Source organism: Convivina intestini (genome assembly GCF_003096575.1).
Taxonomy (GTDB): domain Bacteria; phylum Bacillota; class Bacilli; order Lactobacillales; family Lactobacillaceae; genus Convivina; species Convivina intestini.
On the sequence record NZ_QEKT01000009.1, the window covers coordinates 33,157 to 51,484 of the forward strand.

22 protein-coding genes and 1 tRNA gene are annotated in these 18,328 nt (G+C 38.6%); 7 read left to right on the top strand and 16 right to left on the bottom strand.

The genetic code is table 11. The features are described from left to right. Positions 1-224: 224 nt before the first annotated feature. The 9 genes from C7384_RS06820 to C7384_RS06860 form a co-directional block, all read right to left on the bottom strand. Positions 225-1,598 (bottom strand): DNA primase family protein, encoded by a 1,374-nt coding sequence (locus C7384_RS06820; RefSeq protein ID WP_089939357.1) that lies wholly within the window; start codon positions 1,596-1,598, stop codon positions 225-227. Positions 1,599-1,601: 3 nt separating this feature from the next. Continuing rightward, positions 1,602-2,435: a bifunctional DNA primase/polymerase gene (locus tag C7384_RS06825; protein WP_089939355.1), complete on the bottom strand. Its 834-nt coding sequence runs from the start codon at positions 2,433-2,435 to the stop codon at positions 1,602-1,604. Next, positions 2,435-2,773 (bottom strand): hypothetical protein, encoded by a 339-nt coding sequence (locus tag C7384_RS06830; RefSeq protein ID WP_089939353.1) that lies wholly within the window; start codon positions 2,771-2,773, stop codon positions 2,435-2,437. The genes C7384_RS06825 and C7384_RS06830 overlap by 1 nt, the downstream gene beginning before the upstream one ends. A 46-nt stretch (positions 2,774-2,819) precedes the next feature. Further along, positions 2,820-3,026, bottom strand: coding sequence for a hypothetical protein (locus tag C7384_RS06835; protein WP_089939351.1), 207 nt, complete (start codon positions 3,024-3,026; stop codon positions 2,820-2,822). Next, positions 3,026-3,295: a hypothetical protein gene (locus C7384_RS06840; protein WP_089939349.1), complete on the bottom strand. Its 270-nt coding sequence runs from the start codon at positions 3,293-3,295 to the stop codon at positions 3,026-3,028. Before C7384_RS06840 ends, C7384_RS06835 begins: the two co-directional genes overlap by 1 nt. A gap of 240 nt (positions 3,296-3,535) precedes the next feature. Beyond that, complete coding sequence (locus C7384_RS06845) at positions 3,536-3,763, bottom strand: hypothetical protein (protein ID WP_243400728.1); 228 nt, start codon at positions 3,761-3,763, stop codon at positions 3,536-3,538. Between the two features lie 2 nt (positions 3,764-3,765). After that, entirely contained in the window at positions 3,766-4,086 is a 321-nt protein-coding gene (locus tag C7384_RS06850) for a hypothetical protein (protein ID WP_089939347.1), read from the bottom strand. A 186-nt stretch (positions 4,087-4,272) separates the two neighbouring features. Then, a complete protein-coding gene (locus tag C7384_RS06855; protein ID WP_089939345.1) occupies positions 4,273-4,911 on the bottom strand; it encodes a Rha family transcriptional regulator in 639 nt (212 codons plus the stop codon). Positions 4,912-4,921: 10 nt separating this feature from the next. Beyond that, on the bottom strand, positions 4,922-5,119 hold the full coding sequence (locus C7384_RS06860) for a helix-turn-helix transcriptional regulator (protein ID WP_089939342.1): 198 nt from the start codon (positions 5,117-5,119) through the stop codon (positions 4,922-4,924). 133 nt (positions 5,120-5,252) lie between these two features. Here C7384_RS06860 and C7384_RS06865 point away from each other — a divergent pair, with 133 nt between their 5' ends. From C7384_RS06865 to C7384_RS06875, 4 genes are all read left to right on the top strand, one after another. Beyond that, positions 5,253-6,008: a helix-turn-helix domain-containing protein gene (locus C7384_RS06865; protein ID WP_165806797.1), complete on the top strand. Its 756-nt coding sequence runs from the start codon at positions 5,253-5,255 to the stop codon at positions 6,006-6,008. Between the two features lie 4 nt (positions 6,009-6,012). Next, positions 6,013-6,141: a hypothetical protein gene (locus C7384_RS08330; RefSeq protein WP_256465520.1), complete on the top strand. Its 129-nt coding sequence runs from the start codon at positions 6,013-6,015 to the stop codon at positions 6,139-6,141. 127 nt (positions 6,142-6,268) lie between these two features. Next, the gene (locus C7384_RS06870; RefSeq protein ID WP_133240786.1) at positions 6,269-6,745 is read left to right on the top strand and encodes a hypothetical protein; all 477 of its coding nucleotides are present in this window, start codon (positions 6,269-6,271) and stop codon (positions 6,743-6,745) included. Positions 6,746-6,881: 136 nt separating this feature from the next. Continuing rightward, positions 6,882-7,460, top strand: coding sequence for a cadmium resistance transporter (locus tag C7384_RS06875; RefSeq protein WP_089939337.1), 579 nt, complete (start codon positions 6,882-6,884; stop codon positions 7,458-7,460). Positions 7,461-8,315: 855 nt separating this feature from the next. On the opposite strand, the gene C7384_RS08275 is transcribed toward C7384_RS06875, so the two are convergent. The 7 genes from C7384_RS08275 to C7384_RS06915 all read right to left on the bottom strand — a co-directional run bounded on the left by C7384_RS08275 (position 8,316) and on the right by C7384_RS06915 (position 15,764). Next, positions 8,316-8,768 (bottom strand): hypothetical protein, encoded by a 453-nt coding sequence (locus C7384_RS08275; protein WP_243400729.1) that lies wholly within the window; start codon positions 8,766-8,768, stop codon positions 8,316-8,318. A gap of 8 nt (positions 8,769-8,776) precedes the next feature. Beyond that, complete coding sequence (locus C7384_RS06890) at positions 8,777-9,313, bottom strand: Panacea domain-containing protein (protein ID WP_243400730.1); 537 nt, start codon at positions 9,311-9,313, stop codon at positions 8,777-8,779. 956 nt (positions 9,314-10,269) lie between these two features. Further along, the gene (locus C7384_RS08280) at positions 10,270-11,349 is read right to left on the bottom strand and encodes a restriction endonuclease subunit S (protein WP_243400731.1); all 1,080 of its coding nucleotides are present in this window, start codon (positions 11,347-11,349) and stop codon (positions 10,270-10,272) included. Between the two features lie 71 nt (positions 11,350-11,420). Next, positions 11,421-13,463: an N-6 DNA methylase gene (locus C7384_RS06900; RefSeq protein ID WP_089939332.1), complete on the bottom strand. Its 2,043-nt coding sequence runs from the start codon at positions 13,461-13,463 to the stop codon at positions 11,421-11,423. Positions 13,464-13,912: 449 nt separating this feature from the next. After that, positions 13,913-14,692 carry a TraX family protein gene (locus C7384_RS06905; RefSeq protein WP_089939329.1) on the bottom strand — a complete coding sequence of 260 codons (780 nt, stop codon included), beginning with the start codon at positions 14,690-14,692 and terminating at the stop codon, positions 13,913-13,915. A 229-nt stretch (positions 14,693-14,921) separates the two neighbouring features. Next, positions 14,922-15,332, bottom strand: coding sequence for a DUF722 domain-containing protein (locus C7384_RS06910; RefSeq protein ID WP_089939327.1), 411 nt, complete (start codon positions 15,330-15,332; stop codon positions 14,922-14,924). 360 nt (positions 15,333-15,692) lie between these two features. Beyond that, positions 15,693-15,764 (bottom strand) — tRNA-Glu (locus C7384_RS06915). Between the two features lie 157 nt (positions 15,765-15,921). Here C7384_RS06915 and C7384_RS06920 point away from each other — a divergent pair. The 3 genes from C7384_RS06920 to C7384_RS06930 are packed head-to-tail and all read left to right on the top strand — an operon-like array spanning position 15,922 to position 18,297. Next, complete coding sequence (locus C7384_RS06920; protein ID WP_089939325.1) at positions 15,922-16,119, top strand: helix-turn-helix transcriptional regulator; 198 nt, start codon at positions 15,922-15,924, stop codon at positions 16,117-16,119. A gap of 59 nt (positions 16,120-16,178) precedes the next feature. Further along, entirely contained in the window at positions 16,179-17,075 is an 897-nt protein-coding gene (locus tag C7384_RS06925) for an ABC transporter ATP-binding protein (RefSeq protein WP_089939323.1), read from the top strand. Beyond that, positions 17,068-18,297 (top strand): ABC transporter permease, encoded by a 1,230-nt coding sequence (locus C7384_RS06930; protein ID WP_165806798.1) that lies wholly within the window; start codon positions 17,068-17,070, stop codon positions 18,295-18,297. Before C7384_RS06925 ends, C7384_RS06930 begins: the two co-directional genes overlap by 8 nt. The last annotated feature ends 31 nt before the right edge of the window (positions 18,298-18,328 follow it).

Below are 18,328 nucleotides of genomic sequence, written 5' to 3' on the forward strand. Positions count from 1 at the left end.
TTTTTTAGACCTGTATGCCTTGGGGCTGTAAGTCGTTTGTCGATTTTAGACATATTCTCAATTCCTTATAAATATATTCTTTTATATATACCTATTATTTTTTCTTAAGATATAAAATAATGTCTAAAACATCTAAAGGGCTTAGAGCCCCAACGGTTTGCACTCTAAAATAAGTCTAAACTTTTTCGAAAAACGCTAGATAAAACCCTAAAAACCTAACTAATTTAGTCCATATACCTAAAATTTATAATCCTACGCCTTACTTTATTTGGCTCTTCATCTAATTGGCTTACAGACGCAGCAGGCTTAATGGTATACCCAATTTCTTGCAGCCGTTTTAAAAATGCTCGATCAGTTACCTGCTCTTTATGGCCTCCGTCTTTAAAATCTTGCACAAATTTAAAGTAAATACTTTTAGCTGTTGGTCGCCTACCCTCACACACTTGTAGGTGTTCTTCTGCCCACTGCTTAATATCATCGCCTTGGCTGTACCATTCCTTAGTTGTGGCTTCAATACTGGGCGTGATACTCATACTATTACGCTGAATGGCCTCGTGTTGTGCCTTAATAGCTTGGTAGACAAACGCCCCGCGCTCTTTCAAATAGTCCGCTTTGTCTTGCTTAGCACCCGTGTATTTATCTCCTACAGCGGGTATGACAATGACACGCCGCTCAATACCAATATCTGGCGTGATATGTGGGGTGTCATTGCTGGTAAAGAGTAGCTTGGCATGGTTCATAAACTGAAAGCCATTCTCGCCCTTAAATTGTGCCGTCATCGTATCATCACCAGTAGCGTTTTTAATAGTGGCCGTGGCTGTTATAAACTTACTCTCAATATCGTTCTTAATGTTAGCAAATTTCCCGTATAACATCCCCGTGAGAAATTTCTCGGTAGCAAGTTGTAAGAGTGATAGACTGGCCGTGTTTTCTTGTCCTACTGTTGCCCGGATGATTTCAGTTAAAAAGGATTTTCCCGTACCGGCTAACCCCTGAATAATAACCAGGTATTGAAAGGGCTGGTATTCTCTACGAAACATACTTCCGACAAATTCAAGCATGAATTGACTGTTCTCGCCTAACACTCGATTAAAAAGCTTAGTTGTGAGTGGAGTTGCTTGATTGGCTCTAATGTCAAAGTTAAAACCACCCAGAATATAGAGACTGGGACTATTGGGCAACATCTCCATTGTGTCGCCATCTAGTGCCGTATTTTTAAACGATACTAGGGCAGGACGTTGCTCAAATATCCCAATTAAATCATCTCTAGTCGCTGTATCTAATAGATTTTGTAAGGCATTGGTAACCCGATTAGGGTTGCGATAAGTAGCCAGTAGCTTAGCGATTTCATTTCTTAGCATGTTGTCCCGCTTCGCCTTGGTTTCTAATGCTACCCAGTATTGTCCATTGTAGTAATAACCCGATAAGTTATTAGACGTGTTAAAAAAATGCGTTTGTTCTTTGATTAAATCAGCAACCTCTAGTAAGTCGATTTTTTCAACTTTACCCTCACGGTTCATATAGACCCAACTAGGAATATCAGAGTTATACTGCTCTACTTCCTGGAGCTCTCGGCTTAATTCTTCAATATCTGGCATAGATTAAGCCTCCATTCCTTTGTATTGTTTTCTTTGCTGATTGATTCGCTTTCTTCGAGCGATCTCTTTCTTAGCAACACTCACAAAGATGGTCTCAAGCTCGCTAGTTGGTAGTGGCTCATTACTGCGGGCATTGATCTCACTGACAATCTCAGTCGCTGTTTCTAGTAACATTCCCTTAATATTTAAGAGATAACCAAATAGGCTAGTGGCCTGGTCATTTCGTTGGCCAGTAGTAAAGCCATCTCGCACCATCTCCCAACGCTCTACAGTGCTGTAACGGGCTTCCCTGTGCTTGTGGCTGGTCTTAGTTGTTCCCAGCTTTCCAACCCAATCAGGTACAGGCTTAATCGTGTTCAGCGGTGTAAGGGCTCGGTATACTTTTCCATCAACTTGGGACGGTGCCACAATCACACCCCCAGTCGTCAACATATCAACACTCTCAAGGGCTTTGATATGGTGGTTTAGTTTCTGACCGTTATTAAGCCGATAAAAGGCATGTAACCCATCGCCTGCCGTACGTTCGATATAGGTTTCTTGCAGGCTTTCCGGGTCTACACCATTGCTCTTGAAATACTGGCCAAGCGACTGAACCCCGTTGCCCGTATGCTTATCCATATCAATCACAATCAAGGGGCTTTTATCTAAATCAATGCCAATATTACCGCCCTTATATTGGGGATGATCGGCTACCCATGCTCGTAAATCAGCAAGTCTATTAAAGCTGTTCTTATAACCGCCCTCGGTAGCGTTGTGTTTGCTGTTTGGTAAGGCCATGAATACATAAGCACCTAAATCCAGATAACTTTGAATAACTGCTAATTGATTGGCTGCCATTACTCAAACCGCCTTTCGTGTTGCCGTAAACCGTTGGCTCGCTCTCGATAGCTATTAGCGTTCTTCTCAAGCATACGGACGTTATACCAATACTCAGAACTAGTCTGTATCTTAAACACGCCACCCCGCTTTGTACGTGAACTGCCGACAAGATAACCACGACTAGCCAGAGCGTGCAAAATTGTGTAGAGCCTGCGCCACGGTACATGTAACTGTAAGGCTAGATCTTTAACCTTGATAGCGTTAGCAGCACCTATAGGCAAGGACTCATATACTCGCTTTTCAATTCCGGTAAGTTGTTCTTGGTGCCTTACTTCGGTCATCCTTACTTCGGTCATCCTATTACCTCCTCTAGGGCGTTTCTAGCCGTTTCAATGTGATCAGTCAGCAACTAACGGCGCCACTTAATTTAGTAGCTGTAACAATTAAATTAGCCCGTTTAAAGTTCTCTAGCTGGCCTTTTTCGGGGATGATCGTAGGCAAGCTAACCGACTCATTTAGCAAAATATTTTGTAGCAGGGCTATATATTCCTTAGCACTATCAATCAGAGCCAGTTCTTCTTTTAGCTTTTCCCGTGTGTAGTCGTCCATTAGTTGCCCTCCTGTGATTTCACTGTGGCTTGCTCTAGTTTGTCTAGCAATTCCCCCACCTCACTATCAATAAATAATTTAGTGTCTAAAAGCTGGTTTAAACGTTGTGATACGGCTTCGTTGGTTGGCATACTCTGCACGTCTTCGATAACGTCCTGAAGATGGTCTAAAAGAATGCCAATGTGATCCATTTTTAAGCCAGTGGCGTCAATTACATCTAAAAATAAAGAATTGGATACTTTTCCCTTGTTATTCGTTGCTGATTTCATCTATAATTACCTGTATAAGAGCTATTAAAAAGGCTTTGTTATCGAGTTCATTCCGTCCAAGTCGCCAAACTTTTAGAGGAATGTTCTTTTTTTATGCCCTTTTTCATGCTCTCCCTTTCCTATTTCCTACGTGTATCGTCTTTCCCTGTGTTATAGCCAATGTCATAGGCGGCCACGATTGCCACCAAGAACACAACGACACTGCTACAAATACTAAATAAGTGATCCATGTACTACCTCCTAGTAATAGTTCTTTATTGCCTGGTCAATTTCATCACGGTCGTATCGCTTACCAAAGTCAGTAACCTTGGCCTGTACTCGACCCGTTTTAATAAGGTGCCGTTTAAAGGTATCGACTGCACACCCTGAATATTCAGCCGCCTGTTTCAAGTTCAACCACCTAGGCCAGCGTTGGGCTGCTAATAACGCCTCAAATTGTTCTGCTGTGCGTGCCATTGCTACGCTCATGCTTATACCTCCATTCCTTTTAATCGCTCTGGTTGTTTAATAGCTTTTGCTATCGCTATGAGTTGCTTATTCATGTCATTAATTGTCTGTGTAGGTGCCACAATGTTATAAAACGTTCCAAAGGGCACGCCATGCAGGTAGTGTTCTTTTTGCATGTCCACTAACTTAGCTGGTTGTTGGTCTAAATACTGATCAAACTGATTAATCACATCCTGCCAAAATTCAGCATTTTCACGGCCATAGCGGTTACTCGTCACTGTATGAGCTAGCAGCATACGTGCTCGTCCAGTAAAGTAGGCCTTTAATAACTGTCGTGGTGTCATTTCATCCCCTTTTTAGTCTATTTTTACCATTTCAAATGGCTTTAATACTTACTTTTTCCTGAGTAAGTATTCGCTAATACTGCGACACACAGTCGCAATATTCCGATTAGGTTTCGGCATTTCAAATGCCAAAACCCCATATATCAGCAATCTATTAGGTTTTGCGATTTGAAATCGTTAAATTATCTAAAAGTCTGCTAGTAACTGACGCTTAATATCCTGGTACTCTTTGCCATCTTGGATATATAAAGCGATGTGCTGCTTAACTCGTTCTAGGCGTTGACTCTGAACACTATCCAAGGCACTTTGTGGGTCATCCACCCCATAGGCATTTTTATATTGGGCTTGGGTCATGCCAGTAGTACAAGAGAATGCTAAGCGGTGATAATTACTGTAGGCGTGCTTATCGTCAGGTAGATATTCCTTAATCGTCTCAGCCAGCCCAATGTTTAGCAGGCGGTTTACTTGCCGTTCTACCCTGCGTTTATCAAGTTCTTGCTTCATTTCATAAAAGGCATTTACCAAAGCGTCTTTAAAGTCCAACACCTTATCAGTATTTCGTAAGTAAGTGATTAGCACCGTTGCTTGTCGCTCGTTATAATGCCAAATTTTGGAAGATCGTTGCTTACTTAAAACGGATTTCAAATCCGTTTTATCTTTTACTTTTTCTAATGAGTAATGCAATTTACCAAACTTCTTTAACCGCTCCTTGTGTGTTCTTGTTAGTCGGTTGATACTTTCGATATCTACCCCACTAAAATCAGAGATAACCTTTGCTGTCGTAAAGGGCTCTTTTGTTAGCCCGTGATAATAAACTAGTTCCATGTTTTTTCCCCTATACCTTCTCTGCTAGTAGCCAATCATTCAGCTTGTCAAATGTCCGTTCCTGAGCTGTATCTACTTTGCGATTGATAATGCGTGAAATTGTCACGCTATTCACGCCTGTCTGTTCTGCTAACTGCCCAAAATTAAGTCGCTCTCGTGCTTGTTTAATTATTAGGGCGTCAACAAAGTTCTTTGTCAGTGCTTTCATGTGTACTCCTTTTACGTTTTTCGTACAATAACAAAAATAATGTTACTGTACGTTTTTCGTAAAGTCAATATACTTTTTCGTTTTTCGTAAAAAATGTTATTATTCTATTAGATAAACTAAAGAGGTTATGTTCTTGAAAAATAATAGAATTAGAAAAATGAGGGAAAATGAAAACTTAACTCTCGACCAATTATCAAAAGCCATCGGTGTAAGTCACGCTACCTTATCAAGGTACGAAACCGGTGTCGTTGAAAACGGAAAATATGAAGTATGGCAAAAGTTGGCAGATTACTTTGGTTCGCCGATTTCCTACCTACAAGGCCGAGACATAATTGACCTAGATAACGTTATTAATCAGGACACAAAAGACCCCGAAACCATTGAAGAACTAAAAGTAGCCCTACAAAATCTAATAGCTCATTACCCAAACTTTTCGGACATTTACCCAAATTTTTTTCCTAACGTTTCTCAGCAAATTAAATCTATTACTAAACCCTTACAGGTTGTTTCTGATGCTATGGCTATGGCTAAGTCAAATTCAAACACAGCTAAGCAGGCAAAGATACAAATAGCACAAATTAGTAAGTTATTAGACAATGACCAACTCAACCCCAATCAAAATGCCTACATTGTTGAAGCAATCAACTTATTACTATCTGATAACGCCAGCTCTATTTATACTATTTACTATGTAATGCACTTCCTAAATGTGGCCATCAGTGATCCGTCCATATTTAAAGAAGATCCAGATTTTAAATCAGAGTTAATCAAGATTCTTAGTGAGTTGTTAGATGAGCTAGACCCCTCAACCAATACAGGTAAACAAAAAAACGCCCCCAATGAGGACGGTAGCAGTAAGAATGTAAACAACAATGGGGATGAGGAGTAAGTACATGAAAAACAAACAACATAACAACGACTACCAACCGCCAACAGACGCCCTTTATAGAAAGCCATGGTTTATCGCCCTAGGCGTTATTGCCGTGCTGTCTATGATTGGTTACATTGCCTTTCTAGGTTAAGAATGGCTATACAAGGTGATGAATAGCAACTTGTCATAACTTGACACTGTTTAACTCTAAACCTGGGAAAACATGAAAATTTTACGGCCTAAAAATCTAATAAAGCCTAATAAGAAAGGGCCACACCATGAAACACAAGCGCACTATTATAGTCTCAATAATCGTTATTACTGCCCTAGTAGTTGGTTTTACTATCTTTGCTACTGGCAACCATAAGCACACGACTAGCAAGCACGAGACAAGCCACAAGAGCAGTAAAGTAAGTAACTCTAACTCTTCTATTTCATCTAGTATGGCCTCAAGCTCTAGCCAAGTATCCAGCATTCAAGCGCAAGCTACTAGCCAACAAGTGGTACAGCAACCACAAAGCCAAGATACAGAACAGCAACCTGTAACACAAATACAACAGGACACAGCCAACTATCAGCAACTCGATCCAGCTCAATCCAGTAGCACACCTAATTATCTAAAGTCTGGGGATGATGACTGGGTAAAAGGTCAACGAGAATGGGCTAAGGCGCACGGGTATGATAACAACGGCAACAAGGTAAGCGGTCAAGATGGTGCTAACCAGTCCAGCGCTACCAACCAACAAGAAAGCTGAATAACCACACAGAAAGGAAACTTAAAGCTATGGGAGATGCCTGTAATATCTGCCAATGTGGCTATATACACCCACTTATCTATCAAGTACTTTAGTATTTTGGCAACGTTACAAGCTAAAGTATTGGAGTAAATAAATGGTGAATTTTCCACTAATCACAATGTTGTATCTAGGTGTAAACCTTGATTTTATGCTTATTTTATTGATGCTATTGAACACATATAAGTTTAAAAATGTGCTTATTGGCTACCTGTCTGGCATGTTGCTAGTCTTCTTGATAAGTGTGGTAGCTGGTCAAGCTATTCAGTCCTTAATACCTGAGTGGTGTATTGGTTTCTTGGGTCTTATCCCTATTATCATGGCCATCAAGGGAGAAGGAGACAACGAGGAGCAACATAAAAGCACCACTAAAGAAGTTATGAGCGTGCTACTAATCTATCTAACAAGCTGCGGAGCCGATAATATAGCAGTATATGTCCCAGTGTTGGCTACTATCCCAGCCCAATCTATCGCATTAATTGCACTATACTTCGTTGTATTGACAATTATTATATTAATCGCTATCAACTTTATAAAAGAGTATGCACCAGTTAAGAAGATGCTAAATAGATGGGGTGAGCCACTAACCCGCTTGATCTACTTTGCTATTGGTCTATTCGTAATGATTGATACAGGCTTGTTTACAGAACTATTTAAGCTATTACATCTACAATAAATAAAAAAAGAGGCCAACCATCTAGGTAGCCTTTTTATTTTGCTGACTATGCTGTGTATATGCGTCCTTGTGCCTTGTCTAACTGCTTAGCTATCTCATTTCCGTGTTGCTTTCTTAAACGCTTGTATACGCCTAATATCGTGCTTAATTCATCTATAAGCTGGTGGACTTTGCCAAGCTTACGCTCGTACGTTGTCCAGTGCATCCCCTTTGGCTTTGAAACATTGATATAGCCTATATAGTTAGGTGGTAATATATTGCACTCTACTGGGTTAATGGCTCTTAATTGCTTATTGAGTTGAATATCTAGCGCCAATGCCTTACAGATAATATCCCTATTCGCCTTATTATCTTGGTAAGTATAGTAAAGGTTGCCACATTGCCGACAAGTCACACTGTGACTCACATAATACAATGCCGTTCTCCTTTGCTGACAAACTGGGCATACTAGCCAATGCCGTACACCGCCATAATTTGGGGATGTGGTGGCTATAGCTATGCTTTTATCGTGCCATGTTACACTGCTAGGCTGATAATACTTAGACAGCTCTAAACGCTTTATATTCAACTTTGGATAGTCTTCAATCAGTTTCATAATGTCTCAATCATTAAGCAAATTTTGTAACCCTGTTGCACACTTTTTAAAGTTGTACCGCTTGATATCGTTATTATATCAACGTTTATGACTATTGCATTTTTTGCAACCGTTGCACACAAAGTTGCAACCTTTTCGCAACCATCAGCAAGCTACCTCATCCCCCTTCTGCCAGATAATCTGGTTTAAACACAAACAAAAAGACCCCGCGAGCTGAACTCATGAGGTCTTTATTTTACTATCTATGTCATATAGCTGTGTTAGTGATCATACAGATCAAAAGTAGTATCAATAGCCATAATATAAACAATATTATCATCAATCTTAGCAATCACTCGGCCGTCGGCGCCCAATCTAAACACCCAATAATCTTCGCCACAACGTTTCGCACGTTCGCCGTTCTTAAACTCTTCTGGTACAATATCGTGTTTTAACCGATTATGCTTAAGGTTTCTGACTTTAATTTGTTCAAGCCCATTCTTTTTAGAAAGGGATAGTACTTCAACTTTTTTATTCTGTGATAATAAATGAATTTTTTTAATGAGAATTGTCAGTTTTAAATTATCCAAGTTCTCAAAAGCGTACTTTTTTGAACTAGTTATAAAACTCCAATTAAAAGAAAAATAATCGTTTGGCCTTTCTTGTACCAATGTAACTTTGGTATTGTCTGTTTCTGTTGTCCTAAGCTTCAAGCTTGATTTCTTTTTGGCCATGCTCATACCTAGTTCAAAACATTTTCTTTAAAGTAGGTTTGCAAAAGAACTGGATCAATAACATCACTCTGAGCTGTTTCTTGCCAAGGTGTTTCGTTGTGCGTCAACTTCATCAATTCAATAGCAGACTTGCTGCCATAAAATTCCATTACAGTATCTAACACTACTTCTGCGTCATCGTCGTTAGAAATTTCTTCAAAATTCTTGCGTGCTTCCGGATCAATCCCGTTGTTCTCGTTCACATCATAATCATTTACTACAATATTGACGATACCACGCATACCGCTGTACTTATCATGCACATCTTTCACCACGGGGCCATAACGCCAAGCAAGTAAGTCCTCTGTAAAAAGCTTTTTCCCATAAGCTGCCAAGGCAATACCCTGAATGTAATATAAGAGCTTCATAGCCTTCATTTGTGTCAGCTCTTCTGCGTTTTCATTTTCTTTTAGTTCAGCAAAGTTGTAAGTTCTTAGCCAATCTACAACCTGTAATGCACTCCACGTTTTCATATCGTTGCCTTTAAGTTCCTCTTGTTTCTTCATGATAACAAAACTAACTAACTCAAAACAATATTTCACCATGATATTTAACTATTTAATTAGAACTGTCCAAAACAGACACTCCTTTATATGAGGCCTCGTTTCAGGGCGTCATCTCAAACACATTCGCCAGTACTGGCTAAAAATACTACACCGTTGCCAGATATGGCAATGCATTTCAACAATTCAGCAAACATCATCACGGTCTAAGTTCAACTTAGGGAGTGGTGATTTGCCACCCCCCTGCACCTACTTAATGTTAGGACAGATAGGACTTTCTTGTACCCTGACTCTATAGCTCACAGTAGCAGGTCTGAAATGGTAATTTGACACCCCAGCCTAAAAGTCACACCTTATTTTTCTTTTAGTCAATCGTGGGGCATATTTATACCCACTTTTGGGCACAGCACTCTCGTTTGTTTCTAAGTTGTCCAGTTTAGGACAACATCCCCTAAAACACCGATAATGTTCCCACGAGAACAGCAAAAACAGCTACTAACGCCTATATATCAATGGTTTAAGTGCCGTCAACTTATTATTTTTTTAGAATATGGCTACTTACTCTAAAATGCGCACGCTTTTAGTCCAATAACGGCTAAACTATTGCTATCACTGGCTTTATAGCTGTTCCAAATAGCTAGAATGCACTCAATAATCGCCCTATTTAGCGCCTTTTTCTGCCAAAAATGGCAAAAACACAAATCGCTTAACACTGGGATTTGTCAGGGGTACCCCCCTACCTAAAATTTTCAAAAATTGAACTTTTTTATAAGACGACGATATGTGAGCGCTCTCTCGTTGTGACAAACGGGGGCGGGGGTATCTAACGTTTTAATTCATTTTACGTCTTAACGGATACTAACGATAAATAAAAACACTAAAATCGCCTTATATGGTCTATTTATAAATCGAACAAAAAAGCCATGCCTATTTTGGCATGACCTAAAATATATTTTTGACTAGTCAGAATTCGCAACATCCCTGGTCGCTTCAATCTGCTTATTTTTCCACTCAACAACACCTTTAATTACTAACTTTTCAATAGCCTTTATATATACACTCATAATTTGATAATTTGGCCTCTTGTCGTTATTTATAGGCAAACTAATGTAATCCGATTTTATTTTTTTACTTGATATAGAATTGCCCCACTCATATTTATGGAACAAGGCAGCCTTTAGAGAAGAGACTAAAAACAACTGAGTATTTTTTTCATATCTATTATTTTCACGTAAATTCAGAGAAAGGTTATGGCTGTCATTGGAAAAGAAATCTTGAGGTTGGTAGGTAACAACCATTGTTTTACCAGCTATCAAAATGGAATTTCCTCGTTCAATTTTACCCAAATCATAAGTGATACAAGTAGATACTCCGTTATTATTTTCTCCGGCAGTCACATATGGAGTAGAGCCACTATCAGGCACAATATCTTTTTTAAGAATATTATGTGTATTAGTTATATTGAAAACGTCAGTTATTTTAAATACTCCCCATTCTATTTCACCACTCTTTAAGTGACCAAGCACTTTTTCTTCTTCATCAGTCAAGACATAATCATTTAGTCCAGTAGCAACTAAGTAAGCCTCAAGCTCCTTGATGCGCTCAGCCTCAAGCTCCTTGATGTACGCTTCCATGTAATCAAAAGCAATCATCCCGTTTGAACTAAATGGTAAATAGATATCCAATTTTTTTAATTTGGCAACTGAAACAGGATTATTATAACCAAAGGGTCCCATTTGTTTATTAACTGCGCTTGCTAAATATAATCCTTGACTATCAGTAATTTGAAAATCACTTTCCAAAACTAATACACCATCAGTAGTCATAAACTTCTCAGGTTGATAGTAAACCCAGCCAGTTTGCCTACCAATAATAATTGATTGCGCTTTAAAAATTCGGTTCTCGCCTAGTTCAAAGTTTCCTGAATAACCGTTATCTACATTTTTTTGAACAATTAGATTTACTCCATTTTTGGATGGAATTAAATCTTTCTGCCGCGATATGTTTCCACGACCAATTTTATTAAATATCTGACTCAATAGAATCTTCTTAATCTCAATATCAGGATACTTGGCCCTAACTCTTTTCTCAACATTCGAATTAGGGCTCATTAAAAATCCTGGTTTTCCCCTTTAAGAATTTGAGAAACTTCCCAACTCAAGTAGTCGCTAACCGTTTTTTTAAAGTCTGCTTCGGTTGGTGTTGTATCAATCTTTTTGTTGTAGTTCCAGTCCTTACCACTTTCAGGGTCGATCGTCCCCTTATAGTAATTATCACCCTCAGTAAAGTAATCTGTTTTCTTAGAGCGATCTAAGATAATATCCAAGACTTCTTGGTAATGGCCCTTGGCATCATTGGTATTAAACAAATTTGTTTTCGCCTTCTTACGATTAGTTCTTGTGTAGCCATCTTCACGTAAGTCAATAAAGTAAACGTTGTCATCGGCTTTGTGTGGCTTTCCAACCTCAAACAGATAAATTGATGTTTGCACACTAGCCTTGAACAGGTCAATCGGCATTTTGATACTTGCCTTTAATTTATTATTTTTGAGAATACGTTTGTTTATTTCAGTAGCTTTACCACTTCCGGCACTATCTTGGATAATGACAGCACCAAAGCCCTTTTTCTGCTTGCTGAAAGCCTTCTCCACAAAAATCATACCGTTGCCTTCAGCAGAGTATGGAGGGTTTAACAAGAATACGTCAGCAGGAAAAGGGCCTTCGTTATAAGCGTACTTACCTTCATAACTAGTTAAAGAATTATCGTTAACGATATTAGAAGAGCCATCCCCCATGAGAATCATGTTTAAGACGGCCAAGATATAAACATTAGGCAATAACTCAACACCTAGTAATTGCTTAGTCTTGATATTTTCAATCTTTTCATATTGTTTAGTTAAGTCATTGGCATAGTTAATATGAGCGTCGCCAATCATAATATTCATGGCAGAAATCAAAAAGCCACCCGACCCAAGAGCCCAATCCCAAACATAGCTATCCTGATTAACCTGTGCTAATTGTGCCATGAAGTGTGTAATATACCGTGGCGTTAAAACAACATCGTTTGCCCCGCCATCGGGAACATCGACCCAAGCATTCATGACATTAAACAACTTACCAGTAAAATCATTAATTCCCGTGACATCATAGATTGGAATTAACTTATCGTAAATCTCTTGGTAAATGGTCTTAAGTGGTGTTTGTAATTCATTAGCCGACTTTTTATTTAAATTACTGTTAACGAAGTTAGGTTGTAGATAATCTAAAATTTGTTTCTGTTTGGGTGCTGGTAAATTCCGCTTTTTTAAGAAGCTACGCACCTTAATTAATATCTTTTCACCGTCAGTATTTCCTTCTTCTGTTGAACCCGTCAAGTCACTAGGATTTAGTCGACGAACCTTCCAGTCGCCTTTACTATCTTGTACCCCAACAGCAGCCATCAAAGACCCCGCTACAATGTTGATTCGCTGACTCGGGATAATCTGTTGTTCATCGTGAATCTTTTGATTTAGTTCTTGCAAAACGGCTTCAATTTTAGCGTCATCACGAATTAGTCTTTGTTCAAGTTCTCGTGGATCTAATTGGACGTCCGCTATCTTTTGAAAAAGATAAGACTTTTCAGTAGCACTGTTTTTCAGAAAGTCAAAGTTGCTGTAGCTACCTAAAAAGATTGGCAGTTCTGGGTCTTTCTGGTTCAATACGTAGCACTTAATCTCATAATTAATGCTTCCAGTACTATCCTTAGTTCCATTAACACCAACGGCTAATGCTTCTGGGTAATCAGTCCCCTTTAATGCATTCATAGCATAATAACTAGCACCATTCACCGCGTATTTTGAAATTGCGCTCTTATAATCAAAATCGCCAGTATTCCCACGCAGGACAACTAAATCTTGCTTGTCTAATTTTTCTAACTTTCCTTTTGAACCCTTGTACTCAATGAAGGCGGGAATCGTTTTATCACCATTAGAAATAATAACCGTATAATCTGGCCTTCCTCCACCTTCACCACCTAATTTGGATGGGTTACTTTTTAATGTTTCATCAATTCGTGGATCTACACTTTCATTCTCAGAGGCAATGTTTGGCCACCCTAAAGAGCGTATCTGTCCATCCCCCCACTGTTTCACCGTGGTTTCAATACTTGCAACCATTTTTCACCATCTAACTTTCAAAGAATAAATATACACTATTTAATTTTGCCACATTTAGGGTCTTTTTGGCTTATCTATGACATGTTTAAAAATAACTTAACTAATTCATGACCATCAAGAACTTTGAACAATATTTACTCTTTAATGTGGTTAAAAATAATGTACATATCCATTATGTCGGTCTTTTATATTTTAACCGCAACTTTTTAATCACGACTTTTTTGTTAAGCATAGTCTAATCAAAATCGCTTAAACATGGCTTTTTACCCTCCCATTGACGTCTCTTGATGGTACCAATGGATTCGAGGTTATCTGGCTTTTTATGTTTTCGTTCTTGCAAGATATACCAATGCAAAATAAAAACGTTCAAACGACCTTAAAACACGTTTAAACGTTGTTCAAAATTATATTAATTTTCCCTTAGAATTAGCAATATTACTGGACTGTACTTAACCACTAATCCAGCAAGACAGCGCATAAAGAATCCAAATGTGAATTGGATAGAAAGCATAGAAGAACCCTCTCATACTGTTACCTTTTTCTCCATTAAATAAATATACTGGAATTGCGGCAAAAATCATTAGCCATTGTGAGCCGCCACCAGTAACAAGGAAAATCATAGACGTTAGCACAATGATCAGTATTTGCAATAAACGTTTCTTACGAAAAACATACAATAGTGGAATTACATAAATCATAAAAGTATTTTCGGTAATCAAAATATTGGGAACTAGTGTAGTGTATCCAATAAGAATCGCAGTCGGTAATTGTCCTGCAAATAGAACTGGGATTGATAATAATATTGGTAAACTAAGTAACAAAGCTCCCTTCAAAAAGTCCAAAATTTTCCGAGTCTTAATAAAGTGTTGAAAAGCATCAACACCATACATTAAAACAACACCCAAAAATAAATCTCGAAAAATATTATTAGCTAATCCAAAATTACTCATTGGCCCACTAGCTGGCGCTAAATGTCCTATTAACGCACTACCAATAACCATAATCAAGCTACCAATATATAGGCGTAATAGATATTTCTTTTTGTTACTAGTATGCGAAAACCCAACAACACTAACAAAGAAAAAAAGTGTAGCTACTGGTCTACCAAAATAGTCGATCCACTGGGGCACGGCATAGAAAAACATTTGATGAATATGATCAACAAACATTAAGATAATCCCTAGTATCTTAATATCAAAAGTATTCATTCCTTTTCTGACAACAGACATGATTAAATTTTCCCTTCCCTATTTTTTATAATGAAACTAGTGTAACAACTAGACTAGTTAGACACCCTTACAATTTGTTATATTCCAATACTCTAATGAGAGTTAATTTCTAAACAATGATTATCTACTATCATCAAACAACAGGTATATTTAGGACTACTTTTGTTATATTAGTCTGCAATTCAGCACTAAGTTAATGACTCTTGTTATATTAAGTTTTATCAGATTCTTACGACCTTATGCCGAGCAAGTAGCTATTATCTAGCACTAGCCATGTCTTAGACTCATTAAGACGTCTTTGACCTGCACTCTTACTAATAAGTAGCCGCTGCTCAATGTTTACCCAGCTATGGCCTGTGTATCTTAGTTTGATAATTTGTTGATCTAACTCATCAAAGACTTCTAGCCACTCACTAATATACTCCATGGCCTCCCTAGTAGCGTTTATGTACGGGTCGCCATCTATCACAGCTATTTGAGTCTCTGCTTGCCTACTGATAGTGTTTTGAGCATGAATGCCTCGGTTTATATCGTCTTGCGTATTGTGGCCATGCTTGACGTTAAAAGCTCGTTGTTTAATTGCTAACGCCATCTTACCAGTGAAGTAGGCTTTTAATATTCTGTCTTTGTAGTCTGCCATTCATCCCCCATCAATCAACTATGTACTGGTATCTATCTTTTACCTGCGTAGTTATAACTACGGTGGTCTAACAACCGTGCTTGTAAACACACTTGTCCTATTCACATCAACAATATACTAACAAAGTATTTTACTATTTACGGGAAGTTTGTGGGGCATTTGAACAAATAAAAAACGGCTTAAATGCCGTTACATTGCTGATAGGACTATTTATTTTGTGGGGCGTTTTGTGGGAAGTTTTCCCTAGTTTTTCTTAGTTTCTCTTAGTTATTCAATCAACCTGTAAAAAACAAAAAAGGCTTAAGAATGCACCTTTTAGTGCTTCTTAGCCCCTCTTAGTTACTTCAATTTAATACCTAGTAGCCCCAGAGGGAGTCGAACCCTCGATTCCGCGCTGAGAACGCGACGTCTTAACCACTTGACCATGGGGCCAGTTAACAACATTTACCAGTTTACTAGATGGAGAGGCATTCGTCAATTAGAAAATATAGTTTTTCTAATTCTCCAATAAAATGTCAACCTAACTTTACATCACCAAAAATCTATGATAAATTAAATGTAAAGTTAACTTTACTTAAGGAGGCTATTTTTGAAAAATAACATTCAACAATTACGTAAAGAGCACCAAATTACTCAGGCCCAGTTAGCCGATCAACTTGAAGTCAGCCGCCAAACTATCATTGCCCTAGAAAAGGGAAAATATACTGCCTCTTTACTGTTAGCCTATCGTATCGCTCATTTTTTCAACCAATCAATTGAAGATATTTTTATTTATGAAGATAAATAGCTCATCCATCAATCAAACAATCTCAACATACTAAAAAATCTATTCAAAAGGACTCGCTTATGCTAGAACTTCAACATATTAATAAAACATTTGGTAAATATACTGCTGTTAACGATTTAAATCTCGCCCTCAAACCTGGTGAGGTAATGGGTTTAATCGGGCAAAATGGTGCTGGTAAAACAACCACGTTTCGTATGATTCTTAATTTTATCCAACCCAACAGTGGCACAATCACCTGGAACGGTCATCCCTTCAGTCCCCGCCAACGTCAACAAATTGGTTTTCTACCTGAAGAACGCGGCCTCTACCAAAAACAAACTATTGAGGAACAAATTCTTTACCTGGCCCAATTGCACGGCATGGCTCGTGCTGATGCTCAACAAGCTCTTAAACACTGGATGGGGCGCCTCGCCGTGGTCGGCAAGCCAACTGACAAGGTGCAAAAACTGTCCAAAGGAAATGCCCAAAAAGTCCAAATGATTGCAGCTTTAATTTTCCAACCGGACTTTATTATTTTAGATGAACCCTTTTCAGGTCTTGATCCAGTTAATACGAGCTTAATGATGGATGAAATCTTACGCTTCCGTGATCAGGGCGCGATGATTATTTTTTCGAGTCATGATATGAATAATGTGACTAAAATTTCTGACCATCTAACCATGCTCAAACAGGGTAAAACGGTACTGCAAGGTCCCCTACAAGCCATTCGAGAACAATTCGGCCGTACTAACCTTTATTTAGAAGCACCTAATTTTAATATTCAAAGCCTAACGCAATTAGCCGGTGTTAAAAGTATCAAAAACAGTGGTCTTGGTTGGCAAATAACCTTAGAGGATGAAACCGTTGGGCCTGAGATATTCAAGCTAGTCACTGCCAATGGTTACATTCCCGCCTTTAGTCAACAACCACCAACCCTTGATGAAATTTTCCGCCAGGAGGTCGCAATTCATGAATAATCAACTACTCCTCACCATTAAACACACCTACTTTACCCACCTAAAGAGTAAAAGCTTTTGGTGGATGGTTCTGGGACCTTTTATTTTACTAATAGTTGGGGCCGCAATCGGAGCCGGTTTTGCCTTTTTTCAAAATGATAGTCCAGCAACTGTTGCAGTTATTAATCAAGCAACTGTCAGAGCCGAATTAAAGCAACACCAAAATCAGCTAAATATTAAAATTAGTACGATTACCGATGAGCAAACCGCGCAACAAGCACTTAAAAAAAATCAAATTGATGCCATTTTAAAAATTGGTGATAACCAAGCAGCTTTAATTCGCCAGCCAAAAAGTAATCGAATCGATCAAGATCAACTCCAGAATTTTCTAAAACAGCTATCACTCCAAGATAAAGCGCAACAATACGGTCTAGACACCGAGCAAATCAACGCCATCACCAAGCCCTACAAGATAACTGGTATTGTACAAGACGACCATCATAGCCAGGATAGTACCAGTAATGCAATTGTAAATGGTCTTCTAACCACGGGCGTGAGTGTCATTATTATGATTATTGTCATGACCTATGCTTCCATTATTGCTAATGAGATTGCCAATGAAAAATCCTCCCGTATCATGGAAACACTGCTGGCCGCTTCTTCAGCTCATATCCAGTATTTAGGTAAAATTATGGGCGTCATTGCCCTCTTAGCCACCCAACTATTAGCCTATCTTCTAGCTGGTACCGGCGCCTACTTAGCTACCCGAAACCAGCCAATCTTTCAACAGGGACTAAAGCTTTTATCAGGCATTACCCCATTATTTTTAATCTATACCATCTTTTGTATTTTAATTGCAACTAGTCTTTACCTCGTCTTAGCAGCCATTACAGCTTCATTGGTCAACGACAATTCGCAGATTCAGCAAGCGCTTTCTCCAATTACCATGCTAGCAATGATTCCCTATCTAATTGGTGTTTTAGCTGGCTCCATGGGTAACCAAAATGGTTTAATTAAAGTTATTAGCTATATTCCCTTTATGTCCCAATCACTCATGCCCGGTCAACTAGCCAATCACCAAGCCAGTTGGTTACAAGCCATTATTTCTTTGGCCCTCGCCACGCTGACCCTAATAGCATTAACCCATTACGGTGAAAAGCTATATGCCAAAAACGTGTTATCCTACAGCGATGAAAATATTACAAAACAACTGCTGCAAATTTTTAGAAGAACTAAAATATAAGAAAAAAGCTTCCCAACTGGGAAGCTTTTTA